15 protein-coding genes, 1 tRNA gene and 1 pseudogene are annotated in these 17,523 nt (G+C 58.1%); 10 read left to right on the forward strand and 7 right to left on the reverse strand.

Features of this window, described 5'->3' with window-relative positions:
* Window positions 1-122 precede the first annotated feature (122 nt).
* Window positions 123-611 (forward strand): DNA starvation/stationary phase protection protein Dps, encoded by a 489-nt coding sequence (dps, locus tag JZY08_RS11335; RefSeq protein WP_003491909.1) that lies wholly within the window; start codon window positions 123-125, stop codon window positions 609-611.
* Between the two features lie 78 nt (window positions 612-689).
* On the opposite strand, the gene JZY08_RS11340 is transcribed toward dps, so the two are convergent.
* A complete protein-coding gene (locus JZY08_RS11340; RefSeq protein WP_003522612.1) occupies window positions 690-911 on the reverse strand; it encodes a hypothetical protein in 222 nt (73 codons plus the stop codon).
* 384 nt (window positions 912-1,295) lie between these two features.
* Here JZY08_RS11340 and JZY08_RS11345 point away from each other — a divergent pair.
* Window positions 1,296-1,370, forward strand: a tRNA-Gly gene (locus JZY08_RS11345).
* Between the two features lie 140 nt (window positions 1,371-1,510).
* On the opposite strand, the pseudogene JZY08_RS27570 reads toward JZY08_RS11345, so the two are convergent.
* Window positions 1,511-1,675: pseudogene (locus JZY08_RS27570) on the reverse strand (aldo/keto reductase); the annotation flags it as partial.
* Window positions 1,676-1,956: 281 nt separating this feature from the next.
* On the opposite strand from JZY08_RS27570, the gene JZY08_RS11350 reads away from it, so the two are divergent.
* Both JZY08_RS11350 and JZY08_RS11355 read left to right on the forward strand, forming a co-directional pair.
* Window positions 1,957-2,985 (forward strand): hypothetical protein, encoded by a 1,029-nt coding sequence (locus tag JZY08_RS11350; RefSeq protein WP_216330177.1) that lies wholly within the window; start codon window positions 1,957-1,959, stop codon window positions 2,983-2,985.
* A 5-nt stretch (window positions 2,986-2,990) separates the two neighbouring features.
* Window positions 2,991-3,737 carry a hypothetical protein gene (locus JZY08_RS11355; RefSeq protein WP_216330178.1) on the forward strand — a complete coding sequence of 249 codons (747 nt, stop codon included), beginning with the start codon at window positions 2,991-2,993 and terminating at the stop codon, window positions 3,735-3,737.
* A gap of 88 nt (window positions 3,738-3,825) precedes the next feature.
* On the opposite strand, the gene JZY08_RS11360 is transcribed toward JZY08_RS11355, so the two are convergent.
* A complete protein-coding gene (locus JZY08_RS11360; protein WP_003491921.1) occupies window positions 3,826-4,725 on the reverse strand; it encodes a LysR family transcriptional regulator in 900 nt (299 codons plus the stop codon).
* A gap of 134 nt (window positions 4,726-4,859) precedes the next feature.
* On the opposite strand from JZY08_RS11360, the gene JZY08_RS11365 reads away from it, so the two are divergent.
* From JZY08_RS11365 to JZY08_RS11380, 4 genes are all read left to right on the forward strand, one after another.
* Window positions 4,860-5,657 carry an alpha/beta hydrolase fold domain-containing protein gene (locus tag JZY08_RS11365; protein WP_035241821.1) on the forward strand — a complete coding sequence of 266 codons (798 nt, stop codon included), beginning with the start codon at window positions 4,860-4,862 and terminating at the stop codon, window positions 5,655-5,657.
* A 55-nt stretch (window positions 5,658-5,712) separates the two neighbouring features.
* A complete protein-coding gene (locus JZY08_RS11370; protein WP_003491925.1) occupies window positions 5,713-6,903 on the forward strand; it encodes an efflux RND transporter periplasmic adaptor subunit in 1,191 nt (396 codons plus the stop codon).
* A 133-nt stretch (window positions 6,904-7,036) separates the two neighbouring features.
* Complete coding sequence (locus JZY08_RS11375) at window positions 7,037-10,231, forward strand: efflux RND transporter permease subunit (RefSeq protein WP_216330179.1); 3,195 nt, start codon at window positions 7,037-7,039, stop codon at window positions 10,229-10,231.
* Window positions 10,232-10,520: 289 nt separating this feature from the next.
* Window positions 10,521-10,724 (forward strand): hypothetical protein, encoded by a 204-nt coding sequence (locus tag JZY08_RS11380; protein ID WP_065114108.1) that lies wholly within the window; start codon window positions 10,521-10,523, stop codon window positions 10,722-10,724.
* 40 nt (window positions 10,725-10,764) lie between these two features.
* Here the strand turns inward: JZY08_RS11380 and JZY08_RS11385 are convergent, their stop codons facing one another.
* Complete coding sequence (locus tag JZY08_RS11385) at window positions 10,765-11,610, reverse strand: endonuclease/exonuclease/phosphatase family protein (RefSeq protein WP_216330180.1); 846 nt, start codon at window positions 11,608-11,610, stop codon at window positions 10,765-10,767.
* Window positions 11,611-11,626: 16 nt separating this feature from the next.
* Window positions 11,627-13,087: a phosphatidylserine/phosphatidylglycerophosphate/cardiolipin synthase family protein gene (locus JZY08_RS11390; RefSeq protein WP_216331554.1), complete on the reverse strand. Its 1,461-nt coding sequence runs from the start codon at window positions 13,085-13,087 to the stop codon at window positions 11,627-11,629.
* Window positions 13,088-13,371: 284 nt separating this feature from the next.
* On the opposite strand from JZY08_RS11390, the gene pdxY reads away from it, so the two are divergent.
* A complete protein-coding gene (gene pdxY / locus JZY08_RS11395; RefSeq protein WP_035224685.1) occupies window positions 13,372-14,247 on the forward strand; it encodes a pyridoxal kinase PdxY in 876 nt (291 codons plus the stop codon).
* A gap of 74 nt (window positions 14,248-14,321) precedes the next feature.
* A complete protein-coding gene (locus tag JZY08_RS11400) occupies window positions 14,322-14,963 on the forward strand; it encodes a carbonic anhydrase (RefSeq protein ID WP_035224474.1) in 642 nt (213 codons plus the stop codon).
* 242 nt (window positions 14,964-15,205) lie between these two features.
* Here the strand turns inward: JZY08_RS11400 and JZY08_RS11405 are convergent, their stop codons facing one another.
* Window positions 15,206-16,021, reverse strand: a complete 816-nt coding sequence (locus JZY08_RS11405) for a lytic transglycosylase domain-containing protein (protein WP_216330181.1) — start codon at window positions 16,019-16,021, stop codon at window positions 15,206-15,208.
* A gap of 216 nt (window positions 16,022-16,237) precedes the next feature.
* Window positions 16,238-17,272 carry an aspartate-semialdehyde dehydrogenase gene (locus JZY08_RS11410; protein WP_035241030.1) on the reverse strand — a complete coding sequence of 345 codons (1,035 nt, stop codon included), beginning with the start codon at window positions 17,270-17,272 and terminating at the stop codon, window positions 16,238-16,240.
* Between the last annotated feature and the right edge of the window lie 251 nt (window positions 17,273-17,523).

Here is a 17,523-nt window from a genome sequence, read left to right on the forward strand (position 1 = left end):
CATGATGATTGCGCAGGATTTTTACTATCGCATTGCCTAACATGGAACAGGGCCACGGGCCCGGACGTTAAACGACGGACTTTTCCAAAGCGGCATTCCGTCCGCAACTTCAGGAGACATCGATGAAGACGCACAAGACGAAGAACGACCTGCCTTCAAACGCCAAGTCGACCGTAATCGGCATTCTGAACGAATCGCTGGCTTCGGTGATCGACCTTGCGCTGGTGACCAAACAGGCCCACTGGAACCTGAAGGGTCCGCAATTCATTGCCGTCCACGAACTTCTCGACACCTTCCGCGCCCAGCTCGACAATCACGGTGACACCATCGCCGAACGTGTGGTCCAGCTTGGCGGCACGGCGCTCGGCAGCCTGCAATCCGTCTCCTCGACGACGAAGCTCAAGGCCTATCCGACCGATATCTACAAGATCCACGACCATCTCGACGAATTGATCGCCCGCTATGGCGACGTGGCGAACATGATCCGCAAGGCGATCGACGATTCCGACGAGGCCGGCGACCCGACCACGGCTGACATCTTCACTGCCGCCTCGCGCGATCTCGACAAGTCGCTGTGGTTCCTCGAAGCCCATGTTCAGGAAAAGAGCTGAGCCGGAAGCGGCTCTCGCCACAACACACACGAAAGCGCCCGAGATACTCGGGCGCTTTTTTATTGTAATATGGCGCAATCAGTGCCGACGTAAAACCGCAAGACCGATATCGCGCAACATCTCATGGTCAAGAATGCCGCGCTGGGCGCTGCGGATCAAAACCGCCGCGCACTCATTGGCAACATGGCTGCTGCGGTCTTGAAAGCATTCGAAACATACGCCATCGAAAATAGTCTGCAGATCGGTGATCTGCTCTGGCGACAATTGTGCGCCAACCCGTTCAAAAGCTGCGTACGACAAGGCTCATCCTCCCGATGATGATATGCCAAGTATCGTTCCCAATATCGTTTCGATTTTTCTTGTGGACAGGGAATTTGTACACCCGAACGAATCACTTGTCGAATCAGATTTTAACCAAATGTAAATAGGTGATTTTTTCTGTTACACGGCAGGCAATCGCCAGCGGCGATCCCGCAAACGCCAATTCTAACAATGGCTTCACGGTGACTTCCGGCCTCTTCATCAACTGCGGTCACGTCGATTGAAGAAGAGCGAGCGACAAACGAATTTCCGCCGAAACCACAAAGAAACTGTTGCATTCCAAAAACGATTGAGCGATATAGCACCCGTCGCCGCTTCGGCGGCCCGCAGTCCAGCGAACTACCCCGGACCAGCGGTTTTTGAGCGGGTGTAGCTCAGGGGTAGAGCACAACCTTGCCAAGGTTGGGGTCGAGGGTTCAAATCCCTTCGCCCGCTCCAGTTTTCCAGATCAAGCAACTCGTCGGCAGCCATCGCCATGGCTTATGCATTGCGATTTGGCGCGTTTCCTGTCTCGTAATGCCGCAGCCCCCCCCACGAAAACACCAGACCGGGAGGTTTGCCCTCCCGGCCCGTCATGATCAGGCGACCTCGTCCCAGACGGGTGCGAGCCCATCCGGCGAAACGATGCGACCGTCCGGCTTTGCAAGAGCGCGGATCGCCGCCATGTCATCGGCCGACAGGGTAAAGTCGAAGATCGCGCGGTTTTCATCGACGCGCGCTTCGCTGACTGTTTTCGAAAGCGCCGAGGCGATGGAGATGATCCACGCCGTTTATGCCGGCACGAGCATCTTGCAGCGCGCGTTCGCGCCTTCATCGTTTTTGTCGCTACAAAGGTTTTGGGAACAGAGGCTTCGGACTCGTATAGTCCATTAGAATTAAATATGAAAATCCTAATATATTTACGAAAATATGCGATAGGATACATTAAATAGAAAGAGATTATTTCGAATATTTAAGAAAATTTAAAACTGCGTTGCATATACTTATTTTAAGTATTCACTTATATATTATTTCGGATTTCGTGATGCAAAAAATTATTGCATTCATTCTATCCTGCTCGTTACTCGCAGGGTGCTCTAACGACCAGCCGCCGCAGGAAGCGCCCAACAGACCGGCACGTTCTAATTTTGGCTATCGGGTACCGGTCGGCGTACTGGTCGAAGCCGAACAGAAGATTAGTTGGTTCAAGTCTGCCGTATCGAATGCAGGCTCTCCATCCGGCGTAACGCAGGTCATCCTTGCTCCCCTTCAGCCTGCAGAGAACTGCACCTTTCCCAGACCTCCGCAAGGGGTGCAGGTTGTCCAGATTCAGGTCGATGAAAGTCAGCAACTGTCTGACATTTTTGCGATTCCTGACACCGACATCTTGAGGAGTGCCAACAGCTTTATCGGCAGTTGGCAGAAAGACGGCAGGGAACCCGTCATTTTTTCTCCAGGATATAACGATCACCTAGGTGTGGTGGATGTTGTCGTAACCGCCTCTGAGAAGCCCGTCTATCTGGTCCTCGCCGGCGGCAGAAACGTCATGTGGAATATTCACAAGGCGCCGAACGCGCGAATTCATCGTGTTGCGATCATTAGTCTTACACATACCGCCATCGCTAATCTCGAAGCCGCTGTCCCGGTGAGCGTTATTGATGGAAAAGCCGCCAACCGTTGCCAGATTCGCCCTGCCCGGAGCCCCAAGGATCACTGGACCTTGGTCGAAAGGGCAAAAAAAGGCGAGAAAGAGGTGAAGGCTGGCGTAAGCAAGTTGCTTGGAACCTACAATGCCTACAACAAGTGGTTCAATGGCACCTTCGGCGTGCAAAGCGAAGCCAGCACCATCGGTTTCGACAGAATGAGCCATGCGATTGTCGGGCCGGTTCCCGCGTCGCTCGACGAGCGTATTCCTTACAATACCCTGGACAAAGCGCGCGTTCTGACGGCAGCAGCCGATCATCTGTTCTTTGCCGCATCCAATTCCGAATATGAAAAGGTCCGATCGCAATTGGTGAAGAACAAAGCAAGAGCGATATTTGGCAGCGATCTCACTGCGCTCGACAGGAAGTAATAAAAATGCCTTCCACACGTATTTTCTTAATTTTGATTACATTATTTTTCGCCTTGCCTGTGATAGGCGGATTTGTCCTGAATATTGCCGCGGCAACATATTTGCTGCAGATGGTGGGCCTGGTCCGCACCGTCGCCTCCGTTGAAGAGGAAGAAGAGTTTAATGACTTCAATGGAATACCGATAAATCCCCGAGACGCGCCGGGGTTGCCGTCGCTTCGCAATATGGAGGAGTTCGAGAAAAGTCGCGTCGTCACCATTCGCGTTCAGATGAAACCTGAAGATTTCCGACGTGGGGATCGTTCCGGATCGGCCGTGACGGATTGGAATGGCTATATCGCTTCTCGGCTACCTACAATCGGCCTCTCCGAATGCGACCTGTTGACCCAAACATTCGCGGCCAAGTGCGCTGTAATCCAGATAACCGCTGAAAAATCGGGCTCTTATTATGATCTCAACATGACGCTCAGCTTCACCCAGCGGGATCCTTTCGGCAGTGTTCAGCCCTCTGAAGCGCTGAACTACCTGGAAATATCGGCGAATCTCAACAAGACCCCTGAAAAGACGCTGCTAACGGATCGCTGGCAGGTGCAACGGCGTGAATATTATGCGGGCGTGGCTGTACATTGTACGCGGATCAGGAAAGAAAATGGCAATTGCGCCATTTACCGGATCATTATCCGATCGACACCGGACCGAGGAAGCTCTGCCGTTAAAGTTACGGCGAATTCCACCTTTATCGTACTGCGTTAAAAGAAGCTGAAAATATTCGGCAGGTGACCGCCACCAACACCAGTGCGTTCCCGAATGCAACTAACTTCCCTGGCGAGCGTCCGGCACCTCAAACCAGGCCATGAACCAGCTTGGCCAGCCAGTCGACAAAAACGCGGACCTTGTTGGTCACATGCCGGGTCTGCGGATAAACGACATAAATAGGCATGGGCTCGCGCCGCCATTCCGGCAGAACCGGCACCAGCTCCCCCTTTGCCAGCGCATCCTTCACCATGAAGACGGGAAGCTGTATGATGCCCATGCCGGCAAGTGCGGCGTTGAGATAGGTGCGGCTGTCATTGACTGACACCACATAGTTCGGGGTCAGTTCGACGCTGCGAACGCCGTTGTCGAAGGAGGCCGGCATGATCTGGCCTGTGGTGGCGTTGAGGTAACCCACGCAATAGTGGCCGTTCTCCAGATCCTCCGGTTTTTCGGGCATGCCGAAGTTTTCGATATAGAAAGGGGCGGCGAAGGTCTCGAATCTCAACTCGCCGACTTTTCGGGCAATCAGCGACTGATCGCGCAGCACGCCGACGCGGAGCGCGCAATCGACATTCTCCGCGATATAATCGACCAGCCGGTCGCCGACGCCGAGATCGAGACGGATTTGTGGATAGCGCTGGTAAAATTCGCAAAGATGTGGGATAACCACGAGGTCCGCGAAGACACCGGCCATTTCCACGCGCAACCGGCCTGACGGCTGCACCTGCGCGCTGGACATGCTGCCATCCAGCTCTTCGATTTCCGACAAAATCTGCGAGGCCCGCTCATAATAGAGAGCGCCGTCCGTTGTCAGCATGACCCTTCGCGTGGTGCGGTTGAGAAGCGTCGTCTGCAAATGCGCCTCAAGCGCCTGCACCATGTTGGTAACGGTGGTTTTGGGCATGTTCAGCGCAGTCGCAGCGCGGCTGAAATTGCCGGTTTCGACGACACGTGTGAAGACCCGCATGGCAGAAAGCTGATCCATGGTGCTATTATCCGTTTATTTGGAATAGTGTTTTCATTTTGACGTACTTGATCGTTTTCTCCCGAACAATAATATGAATTTCAGATTTTGCAAATATGGTGAGCTGCCGATGGCGGTGCACGGGACCGGATCAGATGAAAGCGCACTGGGAAAATATCGAACGCTGTGGGGGCTCCACATCAGAGCTTTCCGTGCGCCGATATGAAAGTGCGGGCCTCTGCAGCCACCCACCCGTGATCCTTTATTTGCGTGGCGGTTCGTTTCTTGAAAAGGGCGGCAATTGCCCGGAGCTTCCGGTAGCAAGAGCCCTGGCGGAGAGCGGCGCGATCGTTGTCGAGGCTGACTATAGCAAGCCGTCCGGCAACGAGTTTCCGATGGCGATGGATTGCGCGTTCGAAGCGCTCGATCATCTGAGCCGGGACCGCAAGCATTATGGCGGCGCGAAATCGCTGCTGTTCGTGGCCGGCGAAGAGGCAGGCGGCAATGTGGCGGCGGGGCTTGCGCTCAAGGCCCGTGACCGCATGCCTGGCAAGCTTGCCGGTCAAATACTTCTGTCGCCCATGATCGACCCGATGATGACGACGGAATCCTTCCGCGACGCGGACAGGATCGGCATGCGCCAGCGCTGGGCGGATGGCTGGAGCCATTACCTTGCCAAGGCCTGCGGGTTTTTCCACCCCTATGCCGCGCCCTGCCAGTGCACGCGGCTGAACCGGGTGGCGCCGGCGCTGATCTTTACCGCCGAGGACGACCCTCTGCGCGACGAAACGGTCGGTTATGCCGACAGGCTCATCGCCTCCGGTGTCAGCGTCCGGCAGCATGTTTTCCCCGCCGGCATCGGCTGGACGGGGCTTTATCAAGGAGAGGGCGGCGGATGGGTCTCATCCGTCTGTTCGGAGTTCAAGACCTTCGTTGACCAGATAAAACACTAAATACCGCATTTATTGAGAAACTGATCGGCTCCTGATCGGAGCCAAGGAGAAACCCATGACGCTGACCACAAAGCGCCGGGCCCTGACGGGCGCCGGTATCGGACTTGCTATGTCCGTTGCAGCCGCAGCACTCATTTTCGACCTCCCCGCCAGCCGCGATGCGACGGCTGCCTCCACGCCTGCCGAAACGCCCGCAATCCCCGTTACCGTCGCCAAGGTGGAAAGCCGCGATGTGATGCGATGGGAAGAGTTTTCCGGCCGTCTCGAAGCCGTTGACCGGGTGCAGATCCGCTCCCGCGTTGCAGGCCAGATCAAGGCCGTGCATTTCCGCGAAGGCGCGCTGGTGAAGGAAGGCGACGCCCTTTTCACCATCGATCCGGCCCCCTATCAGGCCGCGGTTTTGGGCGCTGAAGCCCAGGTCGCCTCCGCCGAGGCCAAGGTCAGCCTTGCCAAGACGGAACTCGACCGCGGCCGCAGGCTTTCCGACAATCGCACGATCTCCCAGAGCGATCTCGACCAGCGGCAAAGCTCGTTTGCGGATGCCGAAGCCCAGCTTCGCGCCGCCCGCGCCGCACTGACGACGGCCCAGCTCGATCTCGGTTATACCGAGATCATCGCGCCGGTTTCCGGCAAGGTAGGCAGGATCGAGATCACCGCCGGCAACCTTGTTGCCGCCGGCTCGACATCGCCTGCCCTGACGACGCTGGTTTCGGTCAACCCGATCTATGCCAGCTTCAACGCCAGCGAAGGAACGGTTGCGAAAGCGCTGTCCGAACTGCCGAAGACGACCGACGCCCTGCCCGCTCTGGAACAGATCCCGGTGGAAATCGGCACGCTTTCGGATGAAGGCACGCCGATCAAGGGCACGCTGCATCTCATCGACAACCAGGTGGATTCGGCAAGCGGCACCATCGGTGTGCGCGCCGTCTTCGAGAACCCTGATGGCAGGCTCATTCCCGGCCAGTTCGTTCGGGTTCGCATGGGTGAACCGAAGCCGGAAAACCGCATCGTCATCAGCGACCGCGCCATTGGCACGGATCAGGACAAGCGGTTCGTCTTCGTGGTCGATGCCGAAAACAAGGTGAGCTACCGCCAGATCAAGCCGGGCGCACCGGCCGATGGCCAGCGCATCATCGATAGCGGCCTTGCCGCCGGTGATACGATTGTTGTCAACGGCCTGCAGCGCATTCGTCCCGGTGCGACCATCGCACCACAAGCGGAAGACAAGGTTGCTGCTTCGCAGTAACCCTCCTCTTTGATCAGTAAGCGTCCCGCGCTTTCGCGAGACGCCCCTTCAGACAGAACCGGCCTTCACCGGCGGCAGAAAAGCCGCCGGAACGGCCTTTGCATTCCAAAATATACCCGGAGAGGGACTGGATATGAATATTTCCAGATTTTTTGTCGATAGGCCGGTCTTCGCCGGTGTTCTATCGATCCTGATCGTGGTGGCGGGCCTTCTCGGCATGCGCGCCCTTCCGATTTCCGAATATCCGGAAGTCGTTCCGCCATCCGTCGTCGTCCGCGCCACCTATCCCGGCGCGAACCCGGCCGTTATCGCCGAAACCGTCGCCACGCCGCTTGAAGAACAGATCAACGGCGTCGAGGACATGCTCTATATGGGCAGTCAGGCGACGTCCGACGGCGTGCTGACGCTGACCGTCACCTTCAAGCTCGGCACCGATCCCGACAAGGCGCAGCAGCTGGTGCAGAACCGCGTGTCGCAGGCCGAACCGCGCCTGCCGGCGGAAGTCCGCGCACTCGGCATCACCACCGTCAAAAGCTCGCCCGACTTCATCATGGTCGTCAACCTCGTCTCGAAGACAGATGCCTATGACATCACCTATCTGCGCAACTATGCAACGCTGAACGTCAAGGACCGGCTCGCCCGTATCGAAGGCGTCGGCCAGGTTCAGGTCTTCGGCGCGGGTGACTATTCCATGCGCGTCTGGCTCGATCCGCAGAAGGTTGCCGAGCATGATCTCGCCGCCAGCGACGTCTCGGACGCCATCCGCCAGCAGAACGTGCAGGCCGCAGCCGGCGTTATCGGTGCCTCCCCAAGCCCGAACGGCGTCGACCTGCAGCTCAACGTCAATGCCCAGGGCCGTCTGACCACGCCGGAAGAATTCGGCAACATCATCGTCAAGAGCGGCGCCAACGGTGAAATCACCCGCCTGCGCGATGTCGCCCGCATCGAACTCGGTGCGGCCGATTACACTCTGCGCTCGCTCCTCGACGGCGAACCCGCCGTCGCTGTCGCCGTGCTGCAGGCCCCGGGCTCCAACGCCATCGAAATCGCCGACAATGTCCGTGCCACCATGGACAATCTGCAGCTGGCGATGCCGGATGGCGTAAAATACGAGATCGTCTACGACACGACGAAATTCGTACGCTCCTCCATCGAAAAGGTTGTCGACACACTCCTCGAGGCCGTTGGCCTCGTGGTTCTTGTCGTCATCCTCTTCCTGCAGACCTGGCGCGCATCGATCATTCCGCTGATCGCCGTTCCGGTCTCGATCATCGGCACTTTCGCCGTCATGTATGCCTTCGGTTTCTCCATCAACGCGTTGACGCTGTTCGGGCTCGTGCTCGCCATCGGCATCGTGGTGGATGACGCAATCGTGGTCGTCGAAAACGTCGAGCGAAACATCGAAAACGGACTGTCACCGCGTGACGCCACCTACAAGGCGATGCGTGAAGTCTCCGGCCCGATCATCGCCATTGCGCTGGTTCTGGTCGCCGTCTTCGTGCCGCTCGCCTTCATCTCAGGCCTTTCCGGACAGTTCTACCGGCAGTTTGCGCTGACCATCGCCATCTCCACCGTCATTTCGGCGATCAACTCACTGACGCTGTCGCCCGCTCTTGCAGCCCTGCTGCTGAAGGAACATGGCGCGCCGAAAGACTGGCTGACCCGCGTCATGGACCGGCTTTTCGGCTGGTTCTTCCGTGGCTTCAACCGCGCCTTCGGGGCCGCCTCCAATGGCTACGGCAAAACCGTGGGCGGTCTGGTAACGCGCAAAAGCCTGGTGATGATGGTCTATATGGCGCTGGTCGCGGCCACCTACAGCATGTTCAGCACCGTTCCGAGCGGCTTCGTGCCGGCGCAGGACAAGCAGTATCTGATCGGTTTTGCCCAGCTTCCTGATGGAGCAACACTTGACCGCACGGAAAGCGTCATCAAGCGGATGAGCGACATCGCCCTTGAACAGCCGGGCGTCAGCCACGCCATCGCTTTCCCCGGCCTGTCGATCAACGGCTTCACCATCGGCTCCAACTCGGGCATCGTCTTTGCGGTTCTTGACGACTTCGAAAACCGCAAGACGCCGGAACTGTCGGGCGGCGCCATCGCCATGCAGCTGAACCAGAAATATGCAGGCATTCAGGATGCCTTCATCGCCATGTTCCCGCCGCCGCCGGTCAACGGTCTCGGCCAGACGGGCGGCTTCAAGCTGCAGATCGAGGATCGTGCCGGTTACGGTTACCAGACGCTCGATGAAGCGACAAAGGCGGTGATCGCCAAGGCATATCAGACGCCGGAGCTGGCGGGTATCTTCTCCAGCTTCCAGATCAATGTGCCCCAGCTCTTCGCCGACCTCGACCGCGCCAAGGCCGAGCAGCTGGGCGTTTCCGTCAGCGACGTCTTCCAGACGTTGCAGATCTATCTCGGTTCGCTCTATGTCAACGACTTCAACGCCTTCGGGCGGACATACAGCGTGCGTGTGCAGGCAGACGCGCAGTTCCGCGCCCATGCGGAAGATATCGGCCGCCTGAAGGTACGCTCCGCAACAGGTCAGATGATCCCGCTGTCGACGCTGCTGAAGGTGGATGCGACGACGGGACCGGAACGCACCAACCGTTATAACGGCTTCCTTGCGGCCGACATAAACGGCGGCCCGGCACCGGGTTACTCCTCGGGACAGGCGCAGGCGGCGATTGAAAAAATCCTCGCTGAAACCCTGCCTGCCGGAATTGACTACGAGTGGACGGACCTGACCTACCAGCAAATTCTGGCCGGCAACTCCAGTATCGTCGTGTTCCCGCTGGCGCTGCTGCTGGTCTATCTCGTCCTGGCTGCGCAATATGAAAGCCTGACACTGCCGATCGCGATCATTCTGATCGTGCCACTCGGTGTGCTGGCAGCCCTGACCGGCGTCTGGCTGACGGGAGGGGATAACAACATCTTTACGCAGATCGGCCTTGTCGTCCTTGTGGGCTTGTCGGCGAAGAACGCGATCCTGATCGTGGAATTCGCCCGCGAGCTGGAATTCGAGGGACGAACGCCGCTTCAGGCAGCGGTCGAGGCAAGCCGGCTTCGCCTTCGCCCGATCCTGATGACCTCACTCGCCTTCATCATGGGCGTGGTGCCGCTGGTCATCTCCACCGGTGCGGGTGCGGAAATGCGCGCCGCCATGGGTGTCGCGGTGTTCTCCGGCATGATCGGCGTGACGTTCTTCGGCATCTTCATGACACCAGTCTTCTACGTGCTGGTGCGCAAGCTCTCCGGCAACCGCCCGCTCATCCAGCACAAGCAGGAAGAACCGGCCAATTCGGACTACAAGCTCGAAAAGGCCGGCTGAAACCAGACCTCCCATCCACCGCAACCTTCGACGCAAGCCCGCCGCGCATCCCCGATGCGCGGCGTTTTTCATGGTCCGAAAGGTCTGTGAGAATTTCCTGAAATCGAATCTGTTTCAAATACTTAAGCGTCATAGGTGCCTATATTGTGCGGCATTGAAACTGCCAGAAATCAATATATCCGCTTCAGGGTAAAGGCGGAGCAAGAAACAGTCCTATTTTATGCTTTGTATTTTGTGGTAATTTCAAGAAAAGGGTGATTCGGACTAAATGATTTAGTTCAGGGGCTGCATGATGGAGCAGGATGACGAAAGCTGGGCAACGACCGTTGCCTATTCGATAGTGATGCATGAAGGTCTTGATCTCGCGCTTTCAGCGCAGAATCTGGACAGGGGCAAAACCAGAAACAACCGTGAACGGTTGATGGAAGCCATTCGCACGTCGTTGCTGGAAGCCCGCTCGCGCAGCCACCTGACGGCGGCGCAACGCCTTTAAACTCGGCTAGACTCCGAACATGCGCGCTTTCGCAACCGGCTCAGACCGGAAGCAGGTCAGTCCGGATTGCGGCCTTCAGCGGCAGATGATCCGAGGCGATGCGCGCCAGCGCGCTGTCATGCGCCTCCACCTGCTCGATCAGCCCCTCGCGATTGGCAATGATCCTGTCGAGCGCCAGCACCGGCAGATTGGACGGAAAGCTCGGCACGGCGGGTGGCAGGACGCCGAAAGCGTCCCTGAACGTATTGAGCGACGAACCGTTGCCGAGACGCCATTCATTCAGGTCTCCCATAAGAATGGTCGCACATTCATCGCGCGCGTCCAGAAGTCCGATAAGCGCCTTCGCCTGCTGGGCGCGGGAATGTCTCAACAGGCCGAAATGCGCGGCGATGATGCGCAGCGTGCCACCGCTCTTCAGGTCGAGTTCCACGACAAGCGCACCGCGCGGCTCGAGCCCCGGCAATTTCAATGTATGAACGTCCCGGACCGCACCTTCCCGGAACAGCACGACATTGCCGTGCCATCCATGCGCCTTGACGCCTGCCTGTACGGGCACGGGAACGAGCCCGCTTTCCCGCTCCAGCCGGGCAAGATCGAGCAGGCCCGTTCGCTCGCCGAAACGGCTGTCCGCTTCCTGCAACGCGATGATGTCCGCGCCGATTTCCTGAATGACGCGGCTGGTGCGATCCGGATCGAACTTGCGGTCGCGGCCCACACATTTATGCACATTGTAGGAAGCGATGACGGGGAATGAATGATCTTTTCCCGCCTGCACCGCATTCTGCCGCTGGCGACGGTCGCGGAGCGACTGCATGACGAAGGCGGGCAAACTGCTGTTCGCCGCCAGAGCCGTTTTTTCGCTGTTCAGCAAACCGTTTTTCTTCACGCTGCAATGCCTCCGACTAAAGATAGGGCGAAGCGAGCCAAAGGACACGCTCCACTAAACGGACAACGAATGGCCGCGCATTCAGTTCGCTCAGCCGGACAGGTAAAGCGGTTGCCCTCGCATCGCGGATGCGGTTTCCGATCGCCGCGGCGAATTCCTTATCCATGACTTCGAGATCGATCTCGAAGTTCAGCCGCAGGGAACGCGGATCGAGGTTGGAAGAACCGATATAGGTCCAGCACCCGTCAATCACCAGAAGCTTGGAATGGTTGAAAGCTCCCGTTGCCCGCCAGATGCGGCAGTAATTCTTCAGCATCTGGTCGAACTGCGCCGTCATCGCCCTGTCCACCAGCACCAGATTGTTGCTTTGCGGCACGATGATATCCACCACGACCCCCCGCCTCGCTGCGGTAATGAGTGCCGAAATAAGCTCCCGATCGGGGAGAAAATAGGGCGACATGATGAGAATGGAGGAGCGGGCGACGGAAAACGCACCCATCAGCATCTTGTGACTGGTCTCGATGCTCCTGTCCGGCCCGGAGGAGGATACCCGGGCGACGATCTGCGATCCCGGCACACCATCGGGAATGGCGATGTCCCAGACGGGCGTATCAAGAAGCTCCCCCGTCGTGAACCGCCAGTCCTCTGCCGCGATGGAGAAAAAATCCGATACCACCGGGCCGCTGATCCTGAAATGGGTGTCGTGCGACTGTTTTTCGCCGCCGAATTCCAGTGTGAAACCCTCGCGGATATTCATGCCGCCGCTAAAGGCAATGCGTCCGTCCACCACGAGAATCTTGCGGTGGGTCCGCAGATTGGCATAGGGCAGCCGAAGCCCCATGATGACATTGCCGTTGAAGACATCCGCGACGATGCCCTTTTCCCTGAGCGTCGGCAGAATGCTCGGTACGGAATAACGCGCACCCACGGCATCGATGAGCACCCTGACTTCAACGCCGCGAAACTTCGCCCTTTCGAGCGCCGCCACAAAGCGCGCACCGATCCTGTCATTGTCGAAAATATATGTTTCGAGAATGATCGACCGCTTCGCCTCCCCGATCGCTTCCAGCATGGCGGCATAAGCGACATCGCCGGTCACAAGCGGCTCGATTGTGTTTCCCGTTGTCAGCGCATGGCGCGTCACCCGGTCACCCAGCGTCTTCATCGCCTCGAAACGGCGTCCGAACCGCGCGGCGATGAGTTCGCCGCTCGCATCGAGACGCGCCACGCGATCCATGATCTCGTCCATCATGAAGGATCGCTGCTGGGTGATGTTGGACCGGCGAATGCGGTTGATGCCGGCAATGGCATAGATGACGGCACCGACAATCGGCGACAGGACGATGACGCCGACCCAGCCAAGCGCCGAGCGGACCTCCTCCTTCGTCATGGTTGCATGCACGGCTGCCACTGTTCCCATCAAAATGGAGAGAACGGCAAGGATATGCGGCCAATAGGCGATGACGAGATCGAGCATGATGCAACTATAGGGCATCGGGCCGAAAAGTGTATCGCGGTTTTCGGAAAACCCGATACCTGAACGGAATGGTTGAGCGATTTGTCTGTCCAGCGATCACAACCCGGCGATGCAGACGCGGTCGGTGAGCGGACTGCAGGCTTCCCGCCCATCCTTTTGCGGGACAGACCCTTGCGGGATTAACGGTGGAAACCGGCCTTGCGATATGTCATGAGAGCGCATCTTGATCTTTAGGCAGGGGTTCTTGCGGGCTTTCTGCGATGTTTGAAAGCAAGAAGGCCGTGATGCAGGAAAATACCCAAGGCGCTGTTATCGTCATTTCCAGCCACGTCATGCGTGGTTCCGTCGGCAATCGCGCAGCGGTCTTTGCGCTGGAGACGCTGGGTTATCCGGTCTGGGCCGTGCCCACCATCGTCATGCCCTGGCACCCCGGCCACGGCCCCTCCACGCGGATGCGCTTTCAGGACGACGACTTCGACAAGGCCATGACCGATCTTGAAAACGCCAAATGGATTGGCGAGGTCAAGGCCGTTCTGACCGGTTATTTCGGAAGCGCAGCACAGGTGCGCGCCGTTGCAAGGTTGATCCGCAATCTGAAGGAAAAGAACCCGGCGCTGATTTATGCCTGCGACCCGGTCATGGGCGATCTGGGCGGGCTTTACATTCCCCTTGAGACCGCCGAAGCCATCCGCGATCATCTCATCCCGCTTGCGACCGTCGCGACCCCGAACCGCTACGAACTGGCGTGGATGAGCGGCGCCGAGCTTGAAACCAACAATGCCATCATGGATGCGGCGCTCGCACTCGGGCCGCCGAAAATGCTGGTCACCTCGGCCGTGCCGATGATGGCGGGCGGCACCGGCAATCTTTATCTCAGCGGCCGGCACGCCCTGCTTGCCGAACACCGCGCCATCGAGAATGCGCCGAACGGGCTTGGTGACCTCATGTCCGCGCTGTTCCTCGCCCGCCTGCTCGAAGGCCTGGATGATGAAAAGGCGTTGCAGCTGGCCACCGCCAGTGTGTTCGAAATTCTGGCCCGCACGAAAAAACGCGAGATGAACGAACTGACGCTTGAGACCGATTCTTCAAGTCTTTCCACACCCATGGCCATGGTGCAGATGCGTCATCTCTTGCATCCTTCACGCAGCAAGCGCAAATAGCGCTTCAGGAATTGGTCTTCAACGCACCAGGTTCGCCCCGTGATCTTGGTCCAAGCATAACGGTACTGCGATAGATGAAAGATTTTCCGGAAACCCTTCTCAACGGCTACAAGAACTTCATGAGCGGTCGCTATGTCGATGAACGCGAAAGATACCGCGTTCTGGCCGACACCGGACAGAAACCGCAGACCCTGTTCATTGCCTGTTGTGACTCCCGCTCGGCGCCGGAAACCATTTTCGACTGCGGACCGGGAGAGCTTTTCGTCGTCCGCAACGTCGCCAACATGGTGCCGCCCTTCGAGCCGGACGGGCAGTACCACGCCACTTCGGCGGCCATCGAATATGCCGTTCAGGTTCTGAAGGTGAAGGATATCGTTGTCATGGGCCACGGCCGCTGCGGCGGCATTCAGGCCGCACTCGATCCCAATCTCGAACCCCTGTCGCCGGGCGACTTCATCGGCAAATGGATGAACATGGTCAAGTCGGCCGCCGAGCAGATCCAGAGCAACGATGTCATGACCGCGTCGGAGCGCCAGACGGCGCTGGAACGGGTTTCCATCCGCAACTCCATCGCCAATCTGCGCGGCTTCCCCTTCGTCAAGGCGCAGGAAACCGCCGGCAAGGTCAAGCTGCATGGCGCTTGGTTCGATATTTCGACCGGCGAATTGTGGGTGATGGACGGCAAGACAGGTGATTTTCGTCGCCCGGATCTGTGAAAACAGGTTTTTGGTTGAAAGAACGACAGGATCGTATCAGCCGCAAGTCCAACGGCTACCAACCTCTCCTTCGTCATCCTCGGGCTTGACCCGAGGATCCACAACCTGATGCGCGACGGATCCTCGGGTCAAGCCCGAGGATGACGTCGATTATGCGGGAGACTTTTGCCGGACGCGCCGTGGCTGGATGCCGGATCTAGTCCGGCATGACGAAAGTGGGCCTTATTCCTTGGAAAGCAGCCTTATTGGCCGTCGATCGCCTTGCCGATGAAGGCGATGGCCTGCTGATAGACGCTTGCAGCGTTCCAGCCCTGGATGGCCGCATAATTTGCCTGTCCCTGCTGATAGCCAGCGCCGCGCTGCCAGCCATGGCCGACAAGGAAATTGGCTGTGGAAGCCAGCGCATCAGCGCGCGAACCGACGAGATCGATCCGTCCGTCGCGGTCGAAATCGACGCCGTAACGGACGACGTTCAACGGCAGGAACTGCGTCTGGCCGATTTCACCATGGGCTGCACCCTTGGCGTTGACGTTCAGCGAGCCGCTGCCAACCAGCTTCAGGGCTGCATAGAGCTGCTCGGTGAAATAATCCGAACGGCGGCAGTCGAAGGAAAGCGTTGCAACGGCGGAAAGCGTGTGCTGGTTGCCCATGAAGCCGCCGAAGCCGGTTTCCATGCCCCAGATGGCGAGCAGCGGGCCGGCCGGCACGCCGTAGGCTCTTTCGATCGAGGCGAAGAGAGAGGCGTTGTTCTTCTTCATGGTCTTGCCGCGCGAAATGATCGTCTGACCGCCGCGCTTCTGCATGAACTGTTCGAAGGACAGCTTGAAGCTGTGCTGGCCGCGATCGGCGCTGATAGTGGCCCGGTTGTAGGAAACACCGGCGAAAGCGCGATCAAGCACCGAAGCGCTGACGCCGCGGCCCACCGCCTCCTGCTTGAAGGCGCCGACCCAGGCCTCAAACCCTGCCGAAGTATTGCCGCATTGCGCAGCCAGAACCGGCGTCGCTGCCAAAACCGAGACCATGGCCACACCAGCCAGGATTGCCTTCATTGCCCGCATCAAAATCTGCCTTCGATATCCTTTGGGGAATTCATCCCGAGAACAAAAACGTCACCGCTGTATGAATTCAGGTGCCAAAATTGCCTTTTGGCGGCCTAAATTGCCTTTCGGCAGCAAGGCCTGCAAATAAACTGGCCGTGATCGTCACCAATCAGAAAACCCGCCTGCCCCACACAGAACAGACGGGTTATACTTAACGAACCTTAAAAAATGGTATCAGGCAGCCGCCTTGCGGGGCTTGATGAGACCACGATTGACCAGCAGTTCGGCGATCTGGATGGCGTTGAGTGCTGCACCCTTGCGCAGATTGTCCGAAACGACCCAGATGTTGAGGCCGTTTTCGACCGTTGCATCCTCGCGGATACGCGAAATATAGGTCGCGTCCTCACCGGCAGATTCAACCGGGGTGATGTAGCCGCCATCCTCGTGCTTGTCGATGACGAGGCAACCCGGCGCTTCGCGCAGGATATCGCGCGCCTGATCGGCGGTGATCTCGTTTTCGAACTCGATGTTGACCGATTCCGAGTGGCCGATGAAGACGGGAACGCGCACGGCCGTGCAGGTCACCTTGATCTTCGGATCGAGCATCTTCTTGGTTTCAGCCAGAACCTTCCACTCTTCCTTGGTATAACCGTCTTCCATGAAGACATCGATATGCGGAATGACGTTGAAGGCGATGCGCTTGGTGAACTTCTTGGTTTCGACCGGATCGGCCACGAAGACGGCGCGGGTCTGCTGGAACAGCTCGTCCATGCCTTCCTTGCCGGCGCCGGAAACAGACTGATAGGTGGAGACAACGACGCGCTTGATCTTGGCGAAGTCATGCAGCGGCTTCAGCGCGACAACGAGCTGGGCCGTGGAGCAATTCGGGTTGGCGATGATGTTCTTGCGGGTAAAGCCCTCGACGGCATCGGCATTAACTTCCGGCACGATCAGCGGAACGTCCTGATCATAGCGCCATGCGGAAGAGTTATCGATGACAACGCAGCCCTGCTGGCCGATCTTCGGCGACCACTTCTTGGAAATCTCGCCGCCGGCCGACATCAGGCAAATATCCGTGTCGGAAAAATCGTAATTTTCGAGGTTGGCAACCTTCAGCGTGCGGTCGCCATAGGAGACTTCCGTGCCCTGCGAGCGGGAGGAGGCAAGCGGCACGACTTCATCTGCGGGAAAACCACGTTCGGCCAGGATATTGAGCATTTCGCGACCGACATTGCCGGTGGCGCCTACAATTGCAACTTTGAAACCCATGATCAAGCTCTCTTTCTGTCTCTCCTCTTTTGGGTGAGGTGGGAACCCGCATCGCATTGCGGCTTCCTCGATCCCCAGCCAAACCGGGGAGAGAGCGGTGGCCAGAGACGTTAGACGGTTTTAATCGTCGTTTTGGCCGTAATTCGGATAGAATAAGAAAGACGCGGATCATCGCCGGCGGATTGTGCCGGTCCTTCCATGACAATCATGTCTGCAACATGCCTGCGCAAGGTGATGCTCCTTCTTCGCGA

The organism is Rhizobium sp. X9, assembly GCF_018873185.1.
Lineage (GTDB): Bacteria > Pseudomonadota > Alphaproteobacteria > Rhizobiales > Rhizobiaceae > Agrobacterium > Agrobacterium oryzihabitans.